The following is a 19,677-nucleotide window of genomic DNA, read 5'->3' as shown; positions in this document are numbered from 1 at the left end:
AATGTTCTTTTTTTGTTCCTTGTTTCACTTCTGTTGATGACGGGGTATAGAACCGGAAAAAGTACGCGAGGATGTAAGCTTGGAAATCCGTTTTACCGCCGCCGGCGTCGCTTTCGAGGGCCGGCAGGCCCTGCAGCCGCTGTCTGTGACATTGACGGAACGGCGCATCGGCGTGATCGGCCTCAATGGTTCCGGCAAGACCACCTTTGCGCGGCTGATCAACGGGCTGAACAAACCGAGCGAGGGCAAGGTTTCGGTGAACGGCCTCGACACCGTGAGCGACGCCAAGGCGGTCTTGCAGGCGGTCGGCTTCATCTTCCAGAATCCGCAGAACCAGATCATCCTGCCAATCGTGCGTGACGATGTCGCCTTCGGGCTGAAGCGGCTCGGCCTCGGCAAGGCCGAAACCGAAGCCCGGGTGAAAGCCGTTCTCGCCCGGCTCGACATACCTCACCTCGAAGAACGGCGCGCGCATGAGCTTTCCGGCGGCGAATTGCAGCTTGCAGCGCTGGCGGCGCTTCTGGTCACCGAACCGCAGCTCCTCATTCTCGATGAGCCGACAAACCAGCTCGATCTCAAAAACCGAGCCACCGTGGAAAAGACCATGGCGGCGCTGTCGCAGGCGCTGATCGTCATCACCCACGATCTGCCGCTGGTTGCGGGTTTCGACCGGGTGCTGGTTTTCCATGAAGGCGCGCTGGTCGCCGACGCCGCACCCGAGGAAGCGGTGGCGCGCTATCTGGAGGTGGCATCGCGATGAAATCGCTGCATGTGGAAGGCACCGGCTGGCTCTACCGCGTCTCGCCGCGCCTCAAACTGCTGACGCTCATGGGTTTCAGCATCGCATTGTTCCTCACCCGCGATCTGCTGGTTCTCGCAGGCGCGACGGTTCTGGCCGCCCTTATTCTGGGCGCTACGCGGCTGCCTTTCAACGATATCGGCCTGCGGCTGCGGCCGGTGATGCTGACCATCTTCCTCGTCGCCGCCTTCAGCTACCTCCTGCTTCCGGCCCATGATGCCAGTGTCAATCTTTTGCGGCTGACGGCGCTGGCGCTGCTTGCCACCGCCGTCACCATCACTGTCAGCATCTCGCAATTCATGGACGAGATCGCGCTTGCCGCCGCCCCTCTCGAGAAGTTGGGGCTGGTGAAGGCCGCCGATATCGGGCTCTCTGTCGGGCTCGTCGTGCGCTTCGTGCCTGAAATCGTCAACCGTTACCATGCGGTGCGCGATGCGCACCGGGCGCGCGGCGTGCCCGTGCGGATGGCCACCATCATCGTGCCGCTCGTCATTATGACGTTGAAGGATGCCGATGCCATTGCCGACGCCATTGACGCGCGCGGTTTCAGAGGCCAAAGCTGACGGCCAGATAACCATCCGGAGTTTCCGAGCCATGACGACCCGCGACCTTGTGCTGATTTCGCTGTTTTCCGCCATCATCATCGCACTCGGGCTTCTGCCGCCGATCACGCTCGGTTTCATTCCCGTGCCGATCACCGCGCAGTCGCTCGGCGTCATGCTGGCCGGTGTTGTGCTGGGCGCGAAGCGCGGTACGCTGGCTGTTCTCCTGACGATCCTGATTGCCGCCATCGGCCTGCCGGTGCTTTCGGGCGGACGCGGCGGCCTTTCCATCTTCACGACGCCGACCACGGGCTTCCTGATCGGCTGGATCGCGGCGGTTTTCGTCACCGGCACGCTCTCGGAAAAACTCGTCAATCGCGGCCAGTCCGCTCTCACACAGGGCATCGGCTTTTTCGTCGCCAGCCTGATTGGCGGCGTGGTCGTGCTTTATGCTTTCGGCATCACCTATCTGGCGCTGGTCGTCGGGCTTGGTTTCGAAAAGGCCTTCATGGGTTCGCTCGCCTTTATCCCGGGCGATGCGCTGAAGGCCGTGCTTGCCGCACTTGCCGGCCGCGCCGTGATGGTCGGTTATCCGCTTCTGCCGCAGCGCGCCTGAACGGACTTTCTTCGGGAGGAAAAGAATGGCGACGCGTTTATACGAACATCCGATCTTCCTGGAGCATATCACGCCTCCCGGCCACCCCGAGCGGCCGGACCGCCTGCGGTCGCTGAACATCGCACTCGAACACCCGAATTTCGAGCGGCTGGAACGCAAAGAAGCGCCGCAGGCGAATGAGGATGCGGTGCTGCTGGCGCATCCGGAGGAGCATCTGCTTGCCATTATGCGGCAGATTCCCGAAGAGGATGGCGAGATCAACCGCGTCGAGGCCGACACCTACGTCTCGCACAAAAGTCTGCAGGCGGCGCTGACCGGCATCGGTGCGGCCATGGCGGCAGTGGATGACGTGTTTACCGGCGCTGCCGACAATGTCTTCGTCGCGGCCCGCCCGCCCGGCCACCATGCGGAAACCGCAAAGGCCATGGGCTTCTGTCTTTTCAACAATGTGGCGATTGCCGCCCGCCATGCGCAGAATGCGCACGGCGCGGAGCGCGTCGCCATCATCGACTGGGACGTGCATCACGGCAACGGCACGCAGGATATCTTCTGGAACGACACCTCCGTGCTGTTCTGTTCCACCCACCAGATGCCGCTTTACCCGTGGAGCGGCGACAAAAACGAAACCGGCGTGAAGAACAACATCGTCAACGCGCCGCTTTCGCCCAACACCGGCAGCGAATATTTCCGCGAGGCCTTCAAATCCCGCGTATTGCCGGCGATTGCCGATTTTTCGCCCGATCTCATCCTCATCTCCGCCGGTTTCGACGCGCATCACCGCGATCCGCTGGCGCAGATCAACCTGGTGGGCGAGGATTTCGACTGGGCAACGGGCCGGCTTCTGGAAATGGCCGATAAATACACATCGAACCGGGTCGTCAGCCTGCTGGAAGGCGGTTATGATCTGGAAGGGCTGGCGGAATCGGCAGCCATGCATATTTTGAGAATGATGAAGGGTTGAACATGACGGAAAATGCCAACACAGCCGATGTCAGCGGTTATTCCTTTGAAAAAGCCGTCGCCGAGCTGGAAAGCATTGTCGCACGTCTGGAACGCGGAGACGTGGCGCTGGACGAATCCATCGCCATCTATGAGCGCGGCGAAGCCCTGAAGAAGCATTGCGAAACACTGTTGAACGCTGCCGAAAAGCGAATCGAGAAGATTCGCCTCGACCGGGCCGGCAAGCCGCAGGGTGTGGAGCCGCTGGACGGGGAGTGATTGTCCGGCAGGCGGAACGTTTCGTTGCTTCGACAAACGACCCCACCCTCCCTCATTCCTGTGCTTGTCACAGGAATCCAGTCGACGCGCGTCTGCGCGGCGGGGAAAGTCTTTTCAGCCCAAGGACTTGGGCTGGCTGGATTCCTGTGACAAGCACAGGAATGAGGGAGTTTGTAGGTTAAGCAGAGTTAAATTCGCTCCCCCCATCTGCTAACGACGCACAAACACAGCGTTCGATATCCCGATGCTCCCCCGCACCATCAGTTGTGATAAACTCCCGTTCGAAGATACGAGGAGCAAAATATGTCCTTCTTTCCCGGTAACGATCCCGTCGCGGGTGATGCCTTTGCCTGCGACGCCATCGAAAACCTCATCATTCCGCGCACCAGCGACATTGGGGGCTTTGCCGTGCGTCGTGCGCTGCCGACCCGGCAGCGGCGTCTCGTCGGCCCCTTCATCTTTTTCGATCGCATGGGCCCGGCGATCCTGAAGGCCGGAGAGGCACTCGACGTCAAACCGCATCCGCATATCGGGCTTTCCACCGTCACCTATCTGTTCGACGGCGAAATCAAGCATCGCGACAGTCTCGGCACCGAACTCGTCATCCGCCCCGGCGACATCAACCTGATGACGGCCGGGCGCGGCATCGTGCATTCGGAACGCACGCCGGAAAACCTGCGCGGCCATCCGCTTTCCATGTCCGGACTGCAGACATGGCTTGCCCTGCCAGACCACATGGAAGAAATCGACCCCGCCTTTGCCCATACGGCCAGGGAAGACATGCCGCTGATCGATATCAAGGGCGCTACCGGCCGCGTGGTGATCGGCGAATTCGAAGGCCTCACCTCCCCGGTTTCGGCCTTTACCGATACGCTTTATGTCGACCTGACGCTGGAGCCGGGTGTGAAATTTCCCTTCTCAGCCGATCATGAGGAGCGGGCGATCTATATTCTGTCCGGTTCTCTCGATGTGGCGGGCGATATCTTCGCCGCCGATCAGCTCCTCGTCTTCCGGCCGGGTGACGACATCACGCTTCAGGCCGGCAGCAATGGCTGTCACATCATGATCTTCGGCGGGGCGGCGCTCAATCAGCGCCGCTACATCTGGTGGAACTTCGTTTCGTCATCAAAAGAACGCATAGAGCAGGCCAAACAGGAGTGGAGAACCGGACGCTTCGATATCGTTCCCGGCGACGAAGAAGAGTTTGTCCCTTTGCCGGAAGGTTGAAATTCTATAGAAGTGTACGACATGCAGGAATGGACCGTCGGCTTTCACCATGAAAGACGCTCCGGTGCCCCCTGCTGACCACGAGAAAAGGCCGAACGATTGACCGGAATGCCCCAGACCCCACTGCTCGACCGGGTGAATTTTCCCTCCGATCTCAAGGAGATCGACGATCGCGACCTGCCGGAACTGGCACGGGAACTGCGCGACGAGATGATTGACGCGGTGTCGAAGACCGGTGGCCATCTGGGAGCCGGGCTTGGCGTGGTGGAATTGACGATTGCCATTCACAAGGTCTTCAACACGCCCGAAGACCGGCTGATCTTCGATGTCGGCCACCAATGTTATCCGCACAAGATCCTCACCGGCCGTCGCGACCGCATTCGCACGCTGCGACAGGAAGGCGGGCTTTCCGGCTTCACCCGGCGGGCCGAAAGCGACTATGACGATTTCGGCGCCGGCCACTCCTCCACCTCCATTTCCGCCGGTCTCGGCATGGCGGTGGCGGCGGGGCTGGATCAGAGCGACCGTAAGGTGATCGCCGTCATCGGTGACGGCTCGATGTCGGCGGGCATGGCGTTCGAAGCGCTGAACAATGCCGGCGCGCTCGATGCGCGGCTGATCGTCATCCTCAACGATAACGACATGTCGATTGCACCGCCGACGGGCGCGATGAGCGCCTATCTGGCGCGCCTCGCCTCCGGCCGCACCTATATGGGCTTCCGCGATTTCGGCAAGAAACTCACCGCCTATCTCGGCAAGACCATCGACCGCGCCATCACCCGCGCCGTGACCCATGCGCGCGGTTATGTGACCGGCGGCACGCTGTTCGAGGAGCTTGGCTTCTATCACATCGGCCCGATCGACGGTCATTCCTTCGATCATCTGCTGCCGGTGCTGCGCAATGTGCGCGACAACCAGAAAGGTCCTGTTCTCATCCATGTGGTGACGCAGAAGGGCAAGGGTTACGCGCCGGCGGAAGCCGCAGCCGATAAGTATCACGGTGTCAACAAGTTCGATGTCATCACCGGCGCGCAGGCGAAAGCCAAGCCGAATGCGCCGAGCTATACCAGCGTCTTCGCCGAAGCCCTGATCCAGGAAGCCACCCTCGACGACAAGATCATCGGCGTCACCGCCGCCATGCCGAACGGCACCGGCCTCGACAAGATGGCCGAGCTTTTCCCGGCCCGCACCTTCGATGTCGGCATTGCCGAACAGCACGCCGTCACCTTTGCGGCGGGGCTTGCGGCGGACGGTTACAAGCCTTTCTGTGCGCTTTATTCCACCTTCCTGCAACGCGGTTACGACCAGCTGGTGCATGATGTGGCCATCCAGAGCCTGCCCGTGCGTTTCCCCATCGACCGCGCCGGTTTTGTCGGTGCTGACGGGCCGACCCATGCCGGTTCGTTCGACACGACTTTCCTCGCCACCCTGCCCGGCATGGTGGTGATGGCGGCGGCCGACGAGGCCGAGCTGAAACATATGGTCCGCACGGCAGCGGCTTACGATGAAGGCCCGATTTCCTTCCGTTACCCGCGCGGCGAAGGTGTGGGCGTCGAGATGCCCGCGCGCGGTGAGATTTTGCAGATCGGCAAGGGCCGCATCATCAAGGAGGGCACCAAGGTTGCGCTGCTCTCCTTCGGCACGCGGCTGGCGGAATGCCTTGCGGCTGCCGAAGATCTCGATGCGGCCGGCCTTTCCACCACGGTTGCCGATGCGCGCTTCGCCAAGCCGCTCGATCTCGATCTCATCCGCCAGCTTGTGGCCCATCACGAAGTGCTGGTGACCATCGAGGAAGGCTCCGTTGGCGGTTTCGGCGCGCATGTGCTGCATTTCATGGCGAGCGCCGGCCTGCTCGACCATGGCCCGAAGGTCCGGACGCTGACCCTGCCCGACCAGTGGGTGGAGCAGGCCAAACCCGAAACCATGTATGCCAATGCCGGGCTCGATCGGGCCGGCATCGTTTCCACGGTGTTCAATGCGCTCGGCCAGCGTCAGGCCGGTGTGGGGTTTGCGGGCTGACACGATTGCCGGGACAGGAGGCGGGACGATCCCGCCTCTGCCTCAGGATGTAGCGCCGTCGAGAAAACCGACAACATTTTCGATCCGCCCCTCGCCATTCAGGCTGACGACATCGGTACCACCCGCAACATCATCCCCATCAGGCGAAATGAGACGCCATGAGAAACGGGTGAAGTTGCCGTGACCATCCGGGGTGCCGGCAAGAACGAAACGATATCCCGGAAATTTCTGCCGCGCCGCCTCGATCATCGCGGCGATCCCCTGCTGTCCCTCGCCCTGCATCAGCGGATCGACATAGCGCGTATTTTCTGCCCATGCCTGACCGACGAGATGCCTGCGGCGTTCATTGTCCTCCTCGTTCCATGCTGCGAGATAGGTTTCGGCGATTGCGAGATGCTGCGTCATGATTGCGCTCCTTCTGGTTGGCGGCCCAAACATGCCGGGGGTCGGGAAGCGGAACAATTACCTCAGAGGTAATCGCATTGCCGCTCTCTTCTGTTAGGCTGCGGGGCATGACACATCATCGAGAACATGTCGGCCAGGTGCTGAAGGAATGGCGTGCGCGCCGCAGGTTGAGCCAGCTCGATCTGGCGATGGAGGCGGACATATCCGCGCGCCATCTGAGTTTCGTGGAAAGCGGGCGATCATCCCCCAGCCGCGAGATGCTCGCGAAACTGGCGGAGCAGCTTTCCATGCCCGCCCGCGCCGCCAACCGGCTGATGCTGGCGGCGGGTTATGCGCCTGTTCATTCCGAACGGCCGATGGACGCGCCCGACATGGCGGCGGCCCGGCAGGCGGTCGAAACTGTGGTGCACGGGCATATGCCCTTCCCCGCCCTTGCCGTTGACCGGCACTGGAACGTCGTTCTCGCCAATGGCGCGATCACGTCGCTTCTGGCCGGCGTTTCAGAAGAGCTGCTTCTCCCGCCGCTCAACGCCTTGAGGCTGAGCCTGCATCCGCAGGGCCTGAGTTCGCGCATCGTCAATCTTGCCGAATGGCGTCATCACCTGCTGGAACGCCTGCGCCGTCAGGTCGAAGAGACGGGAGACGAGGTGCTTTCCCAGCTGCATGCGGAGCTTGCGGCCTATCCCGCACCAAAGGTCTCGCCGCATGCAGCCGGGACCGACCCCCTGGCCATACCGCTCCAGCTTCGCGATCCGTCTTCGGGCGGCATATTGAGCTTCATTTCAACCACCACGGTTTTCGGCACGGCCACAGACGTCACGCTGTCCGAACTGGTGCTGGAGTGCTTTTATCCCGCCGACGCGGCAACCCGCGAAGCACTGATGCAAGGCACAAAGGAGTAAGACCCGTGCACACCACCTATCTCATCGGCTTTCAGGTCCGCCCCGGCCAGCGCGAGCGCTTTCTCGAATTGCTGAATGCACTGCTCGACGCCATGCGGCACGAAAAGACCTTCGTGAACGCAACTCTGCACCGGGACGGTGAAAACGTGAACCGCTTCCTGCTGCATGAGACCTGGAGCGACCATCAGGACGTCATCGACGTTCAGATTCACCGGCCCTATCGGCAGGCATGGCATGACGCCCTGCCCGAGCTTCTGGACGCCCCGCGCGATATTTCCGTCTGGCACCCCATGCGGGCGGATTACGCCGCATAGCGGCATGGATCATAAGAAATCCCACGCGCGCACCCTTTGCGCGCGCTAGGATTTTCGCGACAATATCCGCGGTTCGCCGATTTTGAACCAGGCCTTGGCGATCCTGCCGTTCTCAACTTCATAGATACAGGCAACGTCGACCTCTCCCTTTCCTTCCGGAAAGTTGCGGGTAACCGTTTCGTGGTCGATGACGACATTGTCAACGACAATACGCGTCAGCAGTTTCCCATAGAGATCCGGTTCCTTGAAGCGCTCGATGTGACGTTCCCGAATCTCTGCCGCGCTTCCCGCCAGAAGCGTCGCCGGGAAAGCGTAATACTGACAATCATCCGTCCACCAGAGCATGAAGGCATCGATGTCACGGTCATTGTAGGCCTCAAGCTGCTTTTGCACCGGCAGTTCGATTTCACTATTCAAAAACGCACCTCTTCAAAAACGTCGTAGCGAAATGGATTCCTAGACGAGGGAATGTCCTGCATTTGCCAGCAGGTCGAGCGCTTTCTCCAGATCGTTCGACTTCACCAGCAGGTGGTCGCCATCGAAAGTCGAAACCACGAATATTCCTATCCCATTGGTGGACAACGGCGCGATGACCGACAAAACGATACCGGTCTCATCAAAGGCAAACGGGCCTTGAAACTTGAAACACGACCAACCCGCATCGACCCGCACATCATGCGGTATGCGCTCTGCCCGGCAGACGATGGAAAGCTCGTCATCGGTCCGGGTGATACTGACAAATCCACCGCCATCGGCCCATGCCGGAATGGCATCGGACGCTTGAAGCCGGGCTATCCCATATGAACCGTCCAGAATGTGTAGCTTAACGCGAGGCGCCATCTGGAAATTACCTTTCTGGAAAACCGCGAAGGGCTCCGGTTAAAGCCTTATGGCCGTTTCCTCTTTCGCCGTCTTGATGACGACCATGGTGACAAAGCGCGCAACATTGTGCTGGTCGCGGAAGAGCCGGTCGCACAGGGCGTCGAATTCTTCCATATCCCGCAGGCGCAGCATCAGCACGACATCGGTTGCGCCGGTGACGGCATAGGCCTGCGACACGGCCTCTTCGGCGCTCACAATATCCAGAAAGCGGCGCATATGCTGCTCGCCGTGCAATTTCAGCTCCACCGTCACCAGAGCCTTGATCACCCGTCCCGCCTTTGCGGGGTTGAGGATCGCCACGATGCGGTCGATCACGCCAGACTTGCGCAGCCGCTGCAGGCGGCGCAGGCAACTGGATGGAGACAGCCCGACTTCATCGGCCATATCCACATTGGTGCGCGACGCATCCTTCTGCAAAAGGTTCAGAAGTTTCCGGTCGATCCGATCCATGCCGGCAGCATATCGCTCGCCACTCGATTTGCAATAAAATTGCATGAAACTGCAATCTTTGACCGCAAATGCGAACGCGCCGGGATTAGTGAATGGGAACAACCTTCAGGGAGCCTCACATGTCACTTTTCCTGCCCGTCTGGCAAAAAACGCGGGAAACGCTTGCAATCTACTGGGTGCTTGTGCGGATCACGGTTCCCATCGCCATTCTGACCGAGCTGTTGTCGAGGATGGGCGCAATCGAGGCGGTGGCGCCTGCCTTTACGCCGGTCATGAACCTCATCGGGCTGCCGCCGGAGCTTGGTCTTGCCTGGCTGACAGCAATGCTGGTCGGCATATGGGGTGCGGTGCCGCTCATCTTCACGCTTGTGCCCGCATCGTCGCTCACCGTTGCGGATATCACCGTTTTTTCGGCACTCATCCTGTTCGCCCATGGCCTGCCCATCGAACAGAAGATCATTGAAAAGGCGGGACCGGGCATGATCGTCACCACGGCGCTGCGCGTCGGCGGCGGATTGCTCTATGCCTTCATGCTGCATCACGTTCTGGAGGCGATGGGATGGCTGTCGGGCCCGGTAAACCCCGCCTGGATTGCGATGAGCGCCACGCCTGAATGGACCGCCTATTTCCTCGGCCTCGGGGAAACCATGGTCTGGATGCTCGTCATCCTGCTTGCACTTTCCCTTTGCCTTGAAATCCTAAGGCTGACCGGCCTTCTGGCGCTGATGATGAAAGCGCTCTCGCCCCTGCTGCGTCTTGCGGGCATTCGCGGCGAGGCTGAGCATCTCACCGCCATCGGCTTGTTTCTCGGCATTTCCTACGGCGCCGGCTTCCTGATCCGCGAGGCGCAATCGGGGACGATCTCGCCGCGTCAGGTGTTTCTGTCCTGCGTGTTCATGGGTTTTGCCCATAGCGTGATCGAGGACACGCTCGTGGTGATGTCGCTTGGCGCGGATGTCTATGGCGTCCTGGCCGGGCGGCTTGTTTTCGCCATTGCCGCGACCGCCGGTATTGCCGCCCTGCTTCACCGCCTGTCGGACGAGCTGTTCTTTGCGCGGATGTTCCGGCTACAGGGCACATAGAGCATTTCAGGAAAAGTGGACCCCGGCTTTCCGTCCGGAAATGTGCCAAAACAAAGAGTTAGAGTGTTTTTGCGATTCGAAGAAAAGCGAAAAAACTCCAAGCGGCGTTTCCCGTTTGAAATGACCGATGCAAAAAGGGGGCCTTTCGGCCCCCAATCCATAGGTTCAATCTGAAAGCCCGCTCAGAACTCCGTCCAGTCCTGATCCTTGGCAGCCGGCGCTTCGGCAGCACCGCCGAAGGCGCGGGCGAGGCTCTGGCCAAGGGCACGGGCCGGCGAGGCGACAGGCCTTGCGGTTGCGGAGGCGGATTTTACCGGCGCCTTGCGGGCCGGTGCGGGCTGGAAGGCGGGCCTGGCGGAAGACTGGCGCGGCGCGGAATAGCCGCCGGCACTGGCAACGGCAGCGCGTGCGCCATCCATTCTGAACTGGCCGAGCAGGCTGTTCAGCGCTTCCGCTTCGCGGGCCAGCGAATGGCTGGCGGCGGTCTGCTGCTCCACCATGGCGGCATTCTGCTGCGTGCCCTGATCCATGGTGTTTACGGCTGTATTGATCTCCTGCAGGCCGGTCGCCTGTTCGCGGGCAGCGACAACGATGGCGCTGACATGGGCATTGATCTCTTCGACTTCCGCCACGATGAGTTCCAGAGCCTTGCCGGTCTCGTCGACCAGATTGACGCCGTTTTCCACCTGCTGGCTGGAAGCGCCGATCAGCGTCTTGATTTCCTTGGCGGCATTGGCGGAACGCTGGGCGAGTTCGCGGACTTCCTGCGCAACCACCGCAAAGCCCTTGCCTGCATCACCGGCGCGGGCGGCTTCGACGCCAGCGTTCAAGGCCAGCAGGTTGGTCTGGAAGGCAATATCGTCGATGACACCGATGATGTTGCCGATTTCGCCCGAAGACTTCTCGATTTCACGCATGGCGGCAACAGCCTTGCGGACCACGACGCCGGACTTTTCCGCACCGGCGCGAGCGCGCTGGACCAGATTGCCGGCATCTTCCGCGCCGCGGGCGCTATCGCGCACCGTGGTGGTGACTTCTTCCAGCGCTGCGGCGGTTTCCTCGATGGAGGCCGCCTGCTGTTCGGTGCGGCGCGACAGGTCGTCGGCGGCGGAGAGCATTTCCGAAGCACCGGCATTGATCGCGGCTGCGTTCTCACCGACGGTGCGCAGCGCCTGCTGGAGTTTTTCGACGGCGCTGTTGAAATTCACGCGAACCGGATCGATGGCAGGCGCAAAAGGCGTCTCGATGCGATAGGAAAGATCGCCATCCGCGAGAGCGGCAAGGCCCTTGCCAAGCTCGGCGCTGGCAAAAGCGCTGGCGGCCTCGTCCTTGGCCTTTTCTTCCTCGTTGCGGCGGCGTTCAGCCTCCGTTGCGGAGCGCATGCGATCGGTCTCGCCGGCAAGGCGGGATTTTTCCAGCCCTGCTTCCTTGAAGACCAGAACGGCCTTCGCCATCTTGCCGACTTCGTCGCCACGATCCGTGGCCGGAACTTCCGTCGTCAGATCACCATCGGCAAGCCTGCTCATCGCCGCCGTCATGCCAACGATGGGCGTGACGATGGAGCGCGACAGCGCCCAGATGAGGGCAACGGCCAGAAGACCGGCAACGGCACCGCCACCCAGAAGCGCATATTTCAGGTTCATTGCGGCGGCCTGCTGTTCTGCCGCGTAAGCGGTGGACAGGCCGTTCAACTGTTCCTTGATCTTGGCGGCGGAGGCGCGGAAGCCATCGAGCTGGCCCTTGGCCTGATTGCGGCCGATCTCGATAATTTCGGAAATCGGCGCTTCGGTCGTCTTGCGTGCGGCGATCTGCGGTTCCGCCAGTTCCTTGAAGAACACGGTGGCGGATTTCTGCATGTCGTCGATGGATGTCAGGATGTCCGGCCGGCCGACAGCCAGCGCGCGGGCTTCGTCCAGCTTCTTCAGCATCAGATCGCGCTGGGCGAATACATCGTTATAGGTGCTGTCGCTGCGAAACAGCAGGAAGCCGCGCTGATTGACGGCCTGCTCCAGCATGGCGGCCGTCGCGCCATCCACGGCCTGGATGATATCCTTCGTGCGGTTGTTTTCGATGGTGACACGCTCGCTCCCCAGCGTCTGCCAGAATACGACCGCGGACGCGAGCAGGCACACACTCATCAAGGCACAGAAGGTGGCTATGAGCTTCAGATTGATGGGGAGGTTTTTAAGCGACATCGCAAACTCTCTCGGCGACCCGATGCCTCGAAGCAAGCGTCTGCGCTGCAACGGCCGCAATTTTGTGAATGGGAGGAGATGCCGTCATGGCAGGTTCCGGTGGCCGCACGGGCCTTGTGCACAAAGTGCAATACAAGCCTTTATATTGGATTAATCGAACATTCTGACTTTGCGGTGCAACATCAATGGGCGACAGCGGGCATCGCCGGCCTCTTTCAGCGATAAATCGCTTGCATCGGCGGGGTTTGGCGGTCATTGACACGGGACCATGTCCAAAACATCTGAAAATGAACGGCTTGACCAGCTTCTCGTGTCGCTCGGCCACTTTGCCAGCCGCTCGCGTGCGCGCGACGCGGTTGCGCGCGGCACCGTGAGCGTCAACGGCAAAATCGTCACCAAACCGAGCCAGACCGTCGCTGGCGATGCCGAAATCGCCATCAGCGATCCGGCGCAGGCCTATGTTTCGCGCGCAGCGCTGAAGCTCGTAGCCGCGCTCGATCATTTCCGGCTCGATCCGAAGGGCCATGACTGTCTCGATGTCGGCGCTTCGACCGGCGGTTTCACCGAGGTGTTGCTGGAGCGCGGCGCCAAACACGTCACCGCCATCGATGTCGGCCACGGGCAGATGCATGCCAGAATCGAGAACGATCCGCGCGTGACCAATCTGGAAGGGCTGAATGCGCGCTTCCTGACGGCGGAAGATATCGATGACCGGCCCATCGGCTTCATCGTCTCCGACGTGTCCTTTATTTCGCTGAAGCTTGCGCTTGCGCCGGCACTCGAGCTTGCGGAAACCGGCGCTCTCGCGGTTCTGCTGGTGAAGCCGCAATTCGAGGCGGGGCGTGACGCCATCAGCAAGGCCGGACTGTTGAAAGAACCGGAAACGGCGCCTGCCGTGGCCGCCGAACTGGAACGCTGGCTGACCGAGGACATGGGCTGGAAAAGCCTCGGCCTCATTCCCTCGCCGATTTCCGGCGGCGACGGCAACATCGAATTTCTTCTCGGAGGCGAAAAGCCATGAGCACACAGACCGTCACCATCAAGAGCCTCGGCGCGCAGGGCGACGGCATCGCGCACTGTCCCGACGGCCCGGTCTATGTGCCCTTCGCGCTGCCCGGCGAAACGGTCGCGATTGCGAAGGTGAAAGATCACGGCACCGTCATGTCGATAACGGAAGCCTCGGCGGAGCGCCGTGAACCGGCCTGCCGCCATTTCGGCCCCGATGGCAAGAACGGCATCTGCGGCGGCTGTTCGCTGCAGCATCTTTCCGATCAACCTTACCATGCCTACAAGCGGGAGCTGGTGGTTTCGGCACTGAAATCAAAGGGCCTGACGCCGCCGGTGGACGATCTCGTCATCTGTCGCCCCGGCGAGCGCCGCCGCGCGGTGTTTGCCGCCCGCAAGACGGAAAAGGGTCTGCTGCTCGGTTTCAGCCAGGCGAACAGCCATCACATCGTCGCTATCGAGGAATGTCCCGTCACCTCGCCCGGCATCGTCTCGCGGCTGGATGCCATTCGCGCCATCGGGCTTTCCATGGTGGCGAATGCCGAACCATTCCGCATGACCGTTCTCGAAACGCTCTCGGGTCTCGATATTTCGGTCGAAGGCATCAAGTCGGTCAGCGACAAGCAGCGGCGCACCCTCACGGAAACGGTGCTCGCCATGCGCGGCATTGCCCGTGTTTCGCTCTCAGGTGAAATCCTGATCGAACCGCAAAAGCCGATCATCGAATTCGGCGGCGTTGCGGTTTCACCCCCGGCCGGCAGTTTCACGCAGGCGACGAAGCAGGCGGAAGACGCCATGGCCGAGCTGGTGCTTGCCCATATCGGCAAATCGAAGCGCATTGCCGATCTCTTCTGCGGTTCCGGCACCTTCGCGCTGAGGCTCGCACGCATCGGCAAGGTGCATGCGGTGGAAGCAGAAGACAAGCCGCTGAAGGCGCTGGATTTTGCCGCCCGCAACACGCAGGGCCTCAAACCGGTGAGCGTCGAGAAACGCGATCTCTTCCGCCGACCGCTGATGACAAGCGAACTGAAGAATTACGATGCAGTCGTGTTCGATCCGCCGCGCGCCGGTGCGGAATTCCAGTGCAAGGAAATGGCCCGCAGCACGGTGAAGAAGATCGTTGCGGTGAGCTGCAATCCGCTGACGCTTGCGCGCGATCTCACCATCCTTATGGAAGGCGGCTATCGCATCACCCGCGTCACGCCGGTCGACCAGTTCCTGTGGTCGCCGCATGTGGAAGCGGTGGCGACGCTGGAGAAATAATCACCAGGCCGTATCGACCGTGCCGTTACCGACCACGCCCGAGCAGCGGCAGGCGCCGCCCACGCGGCCCCGCTCGATGGGGCAGACATAGGGCCGGCGGCGATTGGCGCTCTCCGGCGGGGTGATGACGCAGACGAAACGGGCGCGGCGCTGGCGGTCGCGATTGCGGCCGGAATAATAATCCGAGCCATCATCTTCGGTAATGACGGATTGCGCCAGAATGATATTGCCGGCGGAAGCCGCCGGAGGGCGCGTTATCGCCGCCGCTTCGGTGACAGTGGCGGCGCAGAGGAAGACGGACAGGGCGAACACGACGTGACGCATGCGGGTGGCTTTCGGGCGATGACGTTGCATTATTTAACCCAACCCATATTGCCCGGTTGCTTAACCGCAAGGAATTCCTGCCGGAACGCTTAACGGCGCATGAATGCCTCGAAGGCGGCGCGCGCTTCGGCGCTTTGCAGCTGCGCGATGAAATGACGGCCTTCCTCTTCGATGCGGGCGAGAAGATCGTCCGGGTTGCCGCGAACCAGATCGCGGGCGATCTTCAGCGCCTGCTGCGGTTTGGCCGCGAGCCGGGTGGCAAGCGCCAGCGTTTCGCTCTCCACATGTTCAGGGGCGACGACTTTCCAGATCATCCCGGCCTGCAACGCCTGTTCAGCAGTAAAACCTTCGCCCATGGCAAGCAGCGCAAAGGCGCGCTGGTGTCCCATGAGCTTCGGCACGAGCAGGCTGGAGGCGGCTTCCGGCACCAGAGCGAGATCCACGAATGGGGTCTTGAACAGGCTGCGGCTGGAGGCGACCGTCAGGTCGCAATGCAGGTTCAGCGTCGTGCCGATGCCGATGGCGAGCCCGTCGACGCCGGATACCATTGGCTTGTCGAAAGCGACGAGCGCTTTCAGAAGCTCGAGCGCGGCAAGCTTGCCCTTTCCGCCCGACATGGCGAAGGCCAGAAAATCGGCCATGTCGTTACCGGCGGAGAAGCAGCCTTCCGTGCCGAGAAAGGCGACGACGCGGATTTCCGGGTCCGCATTGGCGGCATGCAGGGCGTCTGCCATGCGCAGATACATGGCATCGGTGATGGCGTTTTTCTTGTCCGGCCGGTTGAAGCGGATGGTCAAGACTTCCGGCGCATGGCCGACGCGCTCGACGAGAATGTGTTCGTCCGACATCTGAGCCTCCTCAAGCCAATACGGTGCGGGCGGCGGCAAGGCTTGCCGCGCCGGCGATAACGCGATCCTTCAGCGCTGCCGTTTCCCCCAGCAGATTTTCCGCTGCGAAACGGCAAAGGGCTGCGCGATGCCCGCTCCTGCCATCATCGACGGCGGCCAATGCGCCCTTGGCGAGATAGGCGCCGGTGAGCGCCAGGCCGAAGAGGCGCTGATAGGGCGTCGCGCCGGCGAGCGCAGTTTCGGTTTCGCCTGCCTTGATGCGGTCCAGCAGCCAGTCAGTCGCCGTTTCCAGATCGGCAAGGCTTGCTTCGAGATAACGGCCGGTCTCGCCGAGATCGTCGCGGTTCGACGCGGCTGTGCGGGCGGCGATCTCGCGCAGTTCGGCGATGAAACCGCGCACCTGCGCGCCTTCGGAGAGCGGCAGCTTGCGCAGCACCAGATCGATGGCCTGAATGCCATTGGTGCCTTCATAAATCGGCGCGATACGGGCATCGCGCAGATAACGCGCAGCACCGGTCTCCTCGATGAAGCCCATGCCGCCATGCACCTGAATGCCCATGGAGGCGACATCGACGCCGGCATCGGTGGAGAAGGATTTGGCGATGGGTGTCAAAAGGGCAGCGCGCTCCTGCCAGTGAGCGCGCTGCGGGGCGTCTTCGCTCGCATGCGCCATGTCAATGGCGTGCGCGCAGCTGAAGGAAATTGCTCGCGATCCTTGCGTCAGCGCCTTCATGGTCAGAAGCGTTCTGGCGATATCCGGGTGTTCGATGATCGGGCTCATGCCGGAACCCTGCCAGCCGGGCGCCTTGCCCTGCGTGCGCTCCCTGGCATATTCGATGGCCTTCTGGGTCGCCGCTTCGCAGATCGCCACGCCCTGCATGCCGACGGCAAGGCGGGCGTTGTTCATCATGGTGAACATGCAGGCGAGACCCTTGTTCTCTTCACCGACCAGCCAGCCAAGAGCGCCCTTCTCTTCGCCGAATTTGCCATCGCCGAAGATCATCGTGCAGGTGGGCGAGCCGTGAATGCCGAGCTTGTGTTCGAGCGAATGGCAGAACAGATCGTTGCGGCTGCCCGGCGCACCGTTTTCATCAGGCAGGAATTTCGGCACGAGGAAAAGCGAGATGCCGCGCGTGCCGGCCGGCGCATCCGGCAGGCGGGCGAGAACGAGGTGGATGATATTGTCCGCCGCATCGTGTTCGCCCCAGGTGATGAAAATCTTCTGGCCGAAGATGCGGTAGGTGCCATCACTATTGCGCTCCGCCCGGGTCTTCAGGACGCCGAGATCCGAACCCGCATGCGGCTCGGTGAGGTTCATCGTGCCTGTCCATTCGCCGGAGACGAGTTTCGGCAGATAGGTGCGCTTGAGGTGATCGCTGCCGTGGGCGACAAGGGCTTCCACCGCGCCCATGGTCAGCGTCGGGGCCAGCGCAAAGGCCATGGAGCCGGAATTCCACATTTCGAGTGCGGCGACATTCAGCATATGCGGCAGGTTCTGGCCGCCGAATTCTTCCGGCGCCGTCAGGCTGTTCCAGCCCGCTTCCGCCCAGCGGCGGTAAAGATCGGCCCAGCCATCCGGTGTCGTCACCTTGCCGTCGGCAAGCTTTGCGCCCTGGCGGTCGCCGATCTCGGCGAGCGGCGCGACCTCTGCGGTGGCGAAACGGCCGGCTTCGTGCAGAATGGCATCGACCAGATCTTCCCCAAGGTCTCCCAGCGCACCCGCAGACAGCGCGTCTTCAAGACCCGCTACATGTTTGAGTGTAAAGGCGATATCGTCCACCGGCGCGCTATACATGCTGCCTCCTCCCGAAGCTCTGGCATCTTGCTACTGCCTTCGGGCTAAATGATTTTTACGTAAACGTCAATTTGAAAATTCCCGTCATTTCGGCGGGATTGTTATAAAACTGTCATATGAATTTGCTCAGCATGCGCTGAAAGGCGCCTCGCCGCCGCCGCTCCCACACCGGAACGACGGACGCCTCCCTCCTCCCATCCAGCCGGTCAGGACTGCCACGATGGATCTCGTAACACCCGTTATTCCCGGCCTTGTCTGGGCCTATCAGTTTCATCCCGGCACAGCCCCCTGCCGGCGGCTCGCGCCCGATGCCGGCTTTCACGAAATGGCCGAGTGCGAAGGGTTCTTCTGGCTGCATCTCAACCTCGCCGATCAGCGTGTGGCGGGTTTTCTCGAGACCATCGACGGTCTCGATCCGGCGGCGCGGGCAAGCCTTACGACCCATGAGACGCATCCGTCCATCGTGGTCGATGAAAAATCGCTTTACGGCACGCTTGTCGATTTCCAGCGGGAATTCGACAAGGAGACACGCGATTTCGGCTGGCTGCATTTCGCGGTGAGCGACCGTTTCATCATCACCACCCGACTGCAGCCGCTGCATTCGGTAGACCGGCTGAAAGCGGCGGTCGACAAGAATTCCAACCGTTACCTCACGCCATCACATGTGTTCGAGGGGCTGGTGGCGGAATTCCAGCGCTCGCTCATCAATCTGGTGATGGAGACGACGGAAGAGCTGAACGCCATCGAGGATATGGTCTATGACAGCGAGAACCGTGACGAACGGCGGCGTCTTGCCCCGCTGCGCCGCACGGTGGTTCGCCTGCACCGGCATCTGCGCACCGTCCTGACCCTGATGCGTCGGGCTTCGGCCGCCGATGATGACGAGATGCCGAATGGTTTCGAGGATGTCGCCTCACGCCTGATGGCTCGTCTGGAGGCTGTCGACCACGACGTCTACGCCCTGCAGGAGCGGGCAAGGCTGCTGCATGAAGAAATTGATTCCAAACTCTCGTCCGAAACCAACCGGCACCTTTATATCCTGTCGCTGATGACGGCATTCCTGCTGCCGCCCTCGCTGGTCACCGGTTTCTTCGGCATGAATACGGATGAGCTGCCGTTTACCGTCGGCACGGGCGGCACATTGTCGGCCAGCATCTTCATCGTGATTTCGGTTGCGCTCGCCTGGTTCGTGCTGAAACGCGCGCGAATCCTGTAACGCAAAGAGCCGCCCGGCAATCACCGGACGGCTCTTTCAATTTCAGCCTGTATTCTATCAGCTGTAAGGCGAATAGCAGGGCTGGCGCGGACCATGATAAGGCTGGAACGTGTTGCTATAGGCATCGTAGGAACGATAACGGCCATAGCACCAATTCACATGCGCCTGGCTCAGCCCGCCGCGGCGGACCGGGCGATATTCGCGATAGACCGGGCGCGGACGATATTCCGGAACCGGGCGGTAGACTTCACGCGGCTGCGACAGCGCGCCGCCAATGATGGCACCCGTTGCAAAGGCTGCGAGCGGGAACCAGTAGCCGTCATGGTGACGATAGCCCGGACGGTAATCACGATAACCACGGTGACCGCGATACCAGCCGCGGCGATCGCCCCAGCCATCGCGATCACGCCAGTATTGGACGTTGACGATATTCTTACTGGCGTCGTTGCCGGTGGATTCAACGCTCTTCGGCGCGACGGGCAGCGGCATTGCGGCTTCGGCCGGAACGATCGCGCCTGCAACCACGATTGCAGAAAGACCGACAGCCAGGATATTCTTCACATAGCTTTTCATCT

22 protein-coding genes are annotated in these 19,677 nt (G+C 61.4%); 13 read left to right on the top strand and 9 right to left on the bottom strand.

Going from position 1 to position 19,677, the window contains the following annotated elements; translation table 11 throughout:
* The first annotated feature begins 79 nt into the window (after positions 1–79).
* From PH605_RS03005 to dxs, 7 genes are all read left to right on the top strand, one after another.
* On the top strand, positions 80–760 hold the full coding sequence (locus tag PH605_RS03005) for an energy-coupling factor ABC transporter ATP-binding protein (RefSeq protein WP_078051166.1): 681 nt from the start codon (positions 80–82) through the stop codon (positions 758–760).
* The gene (locus PH605_RS03000; protein ID WP_142843958.1) at positions 757–1,362 is read left to right on the top strand and encodes an energy-coupling factor transporter transmembrane component T family protein; all 606 of its coding nucleotides are present in this window, start codon (positions 757–759) and stop codon (positions 1,360–1,362) included. The genes PH605_RS03005 and PH605_RS03000 overlap by 4 nt, the downstream gene beginning before the upstream one ends.
* Before the next feature lie 31 nt (positions 1,363–1,393).
* Complete coding sequence (locus PH605_RS02995) at positions 1,394–1,957, top strand: biotin transporter BioY (RefSeq protein WP_142843959.1); 564 nt, start codon at positions 1,394–1,396, stop codon at positions 1,955–1,957.
* A gap of 25 nt (positions 1,958–1,982) precedes the next feature.
* Positions 1,983–2,918 (top strand): histone deacetylase family protein, encoded by a 936-nt coding sequence (locus PH605_RS02990; RefSeq protein WP_142843960.1) that lies wholly within the window; start codon positions 1,983–1,985, stop codon positions 2,916–2,918.
* A 2-nt stretch (positions 2,919–2,920) separates the two neighbouring features.
* Positions 2,921–3,175 carry an exodeoxyribonuclease VII small subunit gene (locus tag PH605_RS02985; protein WP_003503059.1) on the top strand — a complete coding sequence of 85 codons (255 nt, stop codon included), beginning with the start codon at positions 2,921–2,923 and terminating at the stop codon, positions 3,173–3,175.
* Between the two features lie 303 nt (positions 3,176–3,478).
* Complete coding sequence (locus PH605_RS02980) at positions 3,479–4,402, top strand: pirin family protein (protein WP_065654322.1); 924 nt, start codon at positions 3,479–3,481, stop codon at positions 4,400–4,402.
* A 99-nt stretch (positions 4,403–4,501) separates the two neighbouring features.
* Positions 4,502–6,421 carry a 1-deoxy-D-xylulose-5-phosphate synthase gene (gene dxs, locus PH605_RS02975; RefSeq protein ID WP_080856026.1) on the top strand — a complete coding sequence of 640 codons (1,920 nt, stop codon included), beginning with the start codon at positions 4,502–4,504 and terminating at the stop codon, positions 6,419–6,421.
* A gap of 42 nt (positions 6,422–6,463) precedes the next feature.
* On the opposite strand, the gene PH605_RS02970 is transcribed toward dxs, so the two are convergent.
* Positions 6,464–6,826 carry a nuclear transport factor 2 family protein gene (locus tag PH605_RS02970; protein WP_065654324.1) on the bottom strand — a complete coding sequence of 121 codons (363 nt, stop codon included), beginning with the start codon at positions 6,824–6,826 and terminating at the stop codon, positions 6,464–6,466.
* A 107-nt stretch (positions 6,827–6,933) separates the two neighbouring features.
* On the opposite strand from PH605_RS02970, the gene PH605_RS02965 reads away from it, so the two are divergent.
* Together PH605_RS02965 and PH605_RS02960 are read left to right on the top strand one after the other, a co-directional pair.
* Entirely contained in the window at positions 6,934–7,728 is a 795-nt protein-coding gene (locus PH605_RS02965) for a helix-turn-helix domain-containing protein (RefSeq protein ID WP_142843961.1), read from the top strand.
* Positions 7,729–7,733: 5 nt separating this feature from the next.
* Positions 7,734–8,042, top strand: a complete 309-nt coding sequence (locus tag PH605_RS02960) for a putative quinol monooxygenase (RefSeq protein ID WP_078051173.1) — start codon at positions 7,734–7,736, stop codon at positions 8,040–8,042.
* Positions 8,043–8,087: 45 nt separating this feature from the next.
* Here the strand turns inward: PH605_RS02960 and PH605_RS02955 are convergent, their stop codons facing one another.
* Genes PH605_RS02955 through PH605_RS02945 form a run of 3 tightly spaced genes read right to left on the bottom strand, consistent with a single transcriptional unit; the run spans position 8,088 to position 9,374 of the window.
* Positions 8,088–8,459 (bottom strand): nuclear transport factor 2 family protein, encoded by a 372-nt coding sequence (locus tag PH605_RS02955; protein WP_142843962.1) that lies wholly within the window; start codon positions 8,457–8,459, stop codon positions 8,088–8,090.
* Positions 8,460–8,498: 39 nt separating this feature from the next.
* Positions 8,499–8,882: an ACT domain-containing protein gene (locus PH605_RS02950; RefSeq protein WP_142843963.1), complete on the bottom strand. Its 384-nt coding sequence runs from the start codon at positions 8,880–8,882 to the stop codon at positions 8,499–8,501.
* A 39-nt stretch (positions 8,883–8,921) separates the two neighbouring features.
* Complete coding sequence (locus PH605_RS02945; RefSeq protein WP_142844251.1) at positions 8,922–9,374, bottom strand: Lrp/AsnC family transcriptional regulator; 453 nt, start codon at positions 9,372–9,374, stop codon at positions 8,922–8,924.
* A gap of 119 nt (positions 9,375–9,493) precedes the next feature.
* Between PH605_RS02945 and PH605_RS02940 the strand changes: the two genes are divergently transcribed.
* Positions 9,494–10,456 carry a nucleoside recognition domain-containing protein gene (locus PH605_RS02940; RefSeq protein ID WP_142843964.1) on the top strand — a complete coding sequence of 321 codons (963 nt, stop codon included), beginning with the start codon at positions 9,494–9,496 and terminating at the stop codon, positions 10,454–10,456.
* 182 nt (positions 10,457–10,638) lie between these two features.
* Here PH605_RS02940 and PH605_RS02935 read toward each other — a convergent pair whose 3' ends face one another.
* Positions 10,639–12,651 carry a methyl-accepting chemotaxis protein gene (locus PH605_RS02935; protein ID WP_142843965.1) on the bottom strand — a complete coding sequence of 671 codons (2,013 nt, stop codon included), beginning with the start codon at positions 12,649–12,651 and terminating at the stop codon, positions 10,639–10,641.
* Positions 12,652–12,919: 268 nt separating this feature from the next.
* Here PH605_RS02935 and PH605_RS02930 point away from each other — a divergent pair, with 268 nt between their 5' ends.
* A complete protein-coding gene (locus PH605_RS02930) occupies positions 12,920–13,672 on the top strand; it encodes a TlyA family RNA methyltransferase (RefSeq protein ID WP_065654332.1) in 753 nt (250 codons plus the stop codon).
* Positions 13,669–14,919, top strand: a complete 1,251-nt coding sequence (locus tag PH605_RS02925; RefSeq protein WP_142843966.1) for a class I SAM-dependent RNA methyltransferase — start codon at positions 13,669–13,671, stop codon at positions 14,917–14,919. The genes PH605_RS02930 and PH605_RS02925 overlap by 4 nt, the downstream gene beginning before the upstream one ends.
* Here PH605_RS02925 and PH605_RS02920 read toward each other — a convergent pair whose 3' ends face one another.
* From PH605_RS02920 to PH605_RS02910, 3 genes are all read right to left on the bottom strand, one after another.
* Positions 14,920–15,243, bottom strand: a complete 324-nt coding sequence (locus PH605_RS02920) for a hypothetical protein (RefSeq protein ID WP_065654334.1) — start codon at positions 15,241–15,243, stop codon at positions 14,920–14,922. It abuts the gene before it with no gap.
* 89 nt (positions 15,244–15,332) lie between these two features.
* Complete coding sequence (locus PH605_RS02915) at positions 15,333–16,091, bottom strand: crotonase/enoyl-CoA hydratase family protein (protein WP_142843967.1); 759 nt, start codon at positions 16,089–16,091, stop codon at positions 15,333–15,335.
* Between the two features lie 10 nt (positions 16,092–16,101).
* Complete coding sequence (locus PH605_RS02910) at positions 16,102–17,886, bottom strand: acyl-CoA dehydrogenase (RefSeq protein WP_142843968.1); 1,785 nt, start codon at positions 17,884–17,886, stop codon at positions 16,102–16,104.
* A 220-nt stretch (positions 17,887–18,106) separates the two neighbouring features.
* Here PH605_RS02910 and PH605_RS02905 point away from each other — a divergent pair, with 220 nt between their 5' ends.
* A complete protein-coding gene (locus PH605_RS02905; protein WP_142843969.1) occupies positions 18,107–19,102 on the top strand; it encodes a transporter in 996 nt (331 codons plus the stop codon).
* A gap of 57 nt (positions 19,103–19,159) precedes the next feature.
* Here PH605_RS02905 and PH605_RS02900 read toward each other — a convergent pair whose 3' ends face one another.
* Positions 19,160–19,675, bottom strand: a complete 516-nt coding sequence (locus PH605_RS02900; RefSeq protein ID WP_142843970.1) for a BA14K family protein — start codon at positions 19,673–19,675, stop codon at positions 19,160–19,162.
* Between the last annotated feature and the right edge of the window lie 2 nt (positions 19,676–19,677).

The sequence above is a fragment of the Agrobacterium sp. CFBP 3001 genome, from assembly GCF_027871605.1.
GTDB lineage: Bacteria > Pseudomonadota > Alphaproteobacteria > Rhizobiales > Rhizobiaceae > Agrobacterium > Agrobacterium leguminum.
This window is presented reverse-complemented; position numbering and strand designations above follow the sequence as displayed.